Source organism: Kitasatospora sp. NPDC057518, assembly GCF_042802075.1.
Taxonomy (GTDB): domain Bacteria; phylum Actinomycetota; class Actinomycetes; order Streptomycetales; family Streptomycetaceae; genus Kitasatospora.
Map to the genome: position 1 here is coordinate 1 of NZ_JBHVEU010000722.1, position 2,344 is coordinate 2,344.

The window sequence follows — 2,344 nt, forward strand, 5'->3', positions numbered from 1 at the left end:
AACGCGTCCCGGCACCGGCGGCAGCGGTGGGAGCAGGTGGGAAACAGGTCGGAGCAGGGGCCTCAGTCGGCCGCCGGCCCCGCCAGGTGGGCGGTGAGCCACACCAGGGTGTCCGGGATCATCTTCTTGAAGTCCGAGGTCAGGTGCTTGCCGCCGGGCTGCTCGTGGTACTGGAGGTTCACCGGCGGCACCGCCTTCTCCACCCAGCTCTTGACCACCTTGGTCTCGTACGGGTTGGCGCCGCCCGCGGTGACCAGCATGCTCACGTCCGCCTTGCCCTGGGTGACCAGCACGTCCGGGTTGTTGGCGGCCTTCTCCGCGTCGTGGCCCTTCCACAGCCCCGAGTCCGGTATGAAGTAGCCGTCGATCGGCACCGCGGCCTTGTAGACCTGCGGGTACTGGAGGGCGAGCTTGGCGCTGCAGAAGCCGCCGGTGGAGGCGCCCATCACGCCCCAGCCGTCGCGGCCCTTCACGGTGCGGAAGTTGGCGCGGACGAAGTCCGGGAGGTCCTCGGCCATCCAGGTGGCCATCTTGGCCTGGCCCGGGATGTCGGAGCAGTCCAGCGCGTTCTTCTCGTCGCCGTTGAAGTTCTGCACCGGCATGATCATGATGAACGGGTGGGACTTGCCCTCCTTGACCAGCCGCTCGTTCTCCTCCTGGATCGGCAGCTGGTTGTCGGTCCAGGTGTTGTAGCCGTTGCTCTGGCCGCCCGCGAACAGGGTGAGCACCGGGAAGCCGGTCTTGGCGAACTTGGGGTCGTTGTACTCGGGCGGCAGCCAGACCCAGACCTGGCCGGTGACGCCGGACTTCGCGCCGGTCACCTTGGTCATCATGATCGGGCCGGCGCCGGTGTCCCGGGACTTGCTGAGGGCGGCGGCGGGCCCGGTGGGCATCAGCACCTTGCCGGAGGCGGCGGCCGGGGTCGCGCTGCCGGTCGCGGGCTGGCCGGTGCCGGTGGTGCTCGGGCTGCCCGACGAGCTGCCGCCGGTCGCGCCGGCGCTCGCCATGGCGCTGTCCCCCTTCCCACCGCCGGAACTCCCGCAGGCCGCGAGCGAGGCGGCCAGGGCGAGCACGGCGGCGCCGGACAGGACGGCGCGGGAACGGGACGACTGCCTAAGCACGGTGAGGACTCTCCGACCGATGTCGCGCCCGGTCCGTGACCGGGCGGCGGCCCCCCGGTGGGGCCGGACATGCCCGGGGGCACAGCGCTGGTGCGTCCCCCGGAGTGATGGCGCGCCGCCCCTTCGCGGGGGTGCGCCTTCCTGCGATCTTATGACGTAGGCCGGGGTGGCCCGGTTGCGCGGTGGCCACCGGAAATCCAATGTTTGTTCGCGATCAGGTAAAAGCCTTCACCCGTCCCCCCGGTCGGCGGGGGCCGGTCGGCGGGGGTGGCCGTCGGAGCCCCGTCGAATCGTCCGGATTCTGGTGATTCAACCAGCTCCTCGGCAGCTTCGACCAGTGACGGCGGCCCCCGGATCCGCGAAGATCTCCGGGGCACGCCCAGGCCTTGCCCAGGCTGTGCCCAGGCCATGCCCAGGGCACGCCCAGGCCGGGGCCGACCGGGAACAGTCATCGAGGAGGGTGCCATGAACCAGCGGATCGCCGTCGTCACCGGAGCCGGGAGCGGCGTCGGCCGGGCCGTGGCGGTGGAGCTGGCCGCGGACGGCTGGCGGACGGTGCTGGCCGGCCGCCGGTCCGGACCGCTGCGGGAGACCGCCGCGCTCTGCGCCGGCCCGGCCGACGTGGTGCCGACCGACGTCACCGACCCGGCCGCGGTGAACGCGCTGTTCGCCGCGGCCGCCGAGCGCCACGGCCGGGTGGACCTGCTGTTCAACAACGCCGGCGCCTTCGGCCCGGCCGTCCCGGTGGACGAGCTGGCGGTCGAGGACTGGCGGGCCGTGGTCGACCTCAACCTGACCGGCGCCTTCCTCTGTGCCCGGGCCGCGTTCCGGCGGATGAAGGAGCAGGACCCGCGGGGCGGCCGGATCATCAACAACGGCTCGATCTCCGCGCACGTCCCGCGCCCGCACTCGATCGCCTACACCGCGACCAAGCACGCCGTGACCGGCCTGACCAAGTCGCTGTCGCTGGACGGCCGCCCGTACCGGATCGCCTGCGGGCAGATCGACATCGGCAACGCGGCGACCGACATGACGGCGGCGATGGGCGCGGGCGTGCGGCAGGCGGACGGCCGGATCGCCCCCGAGCCGACCATGGACGTGGCCGACGTGGCGCGCACCGTACGGCACATGGCCGGGCTGCCGCTGGAGGCCAACGTGCAGTTCGCCACCGTGATGGCGACAGCCATGCCCTACATCGGGCGGGGCTGAACCCCGGCCCGGAG

Annotated in this window: 2 protein-coding genes; one reads left to right on the forward strand and one right to left on the reverse strand. The window is 72.5% G+C overall.

Translation table 11 applies throughout. The features are described from left to right. Positions 1-62: 62 nt before the first annotated feature. Positions 63-1,121, reverse strand: a complete 1,059-nt coding sequence (locus tag ACFU7Z_RS38780; RefSeq protein WP_380782856.1) for an alpha/beta hydrolase — start codon at positions 1,119-1,121, stop codon at positions 63-65. A 465-nt stretch (positions 1,122-1,586) separates the two neighbouring features. Here ACFU7Z_RS38780 and ACFU7Z_RS38785 point away from each other — a divergent pair, with 465 nt between their 5' ends. Further along, positions 1,587-2,330 carry an SDR family oxidoreductase gene (locus ACFU7Z_RS38785; RefSeq protein ID WP_380782858.1) on the forward strand — a complete coding sequence of 248 codons (744 nt, stop codon included), beginning with the start codon at positions 1,587-1,589 and terminating at the stop codon, positions 2,328-2,330. Positions 2,331-2,344: the final 14 nt, after the last annotated feature.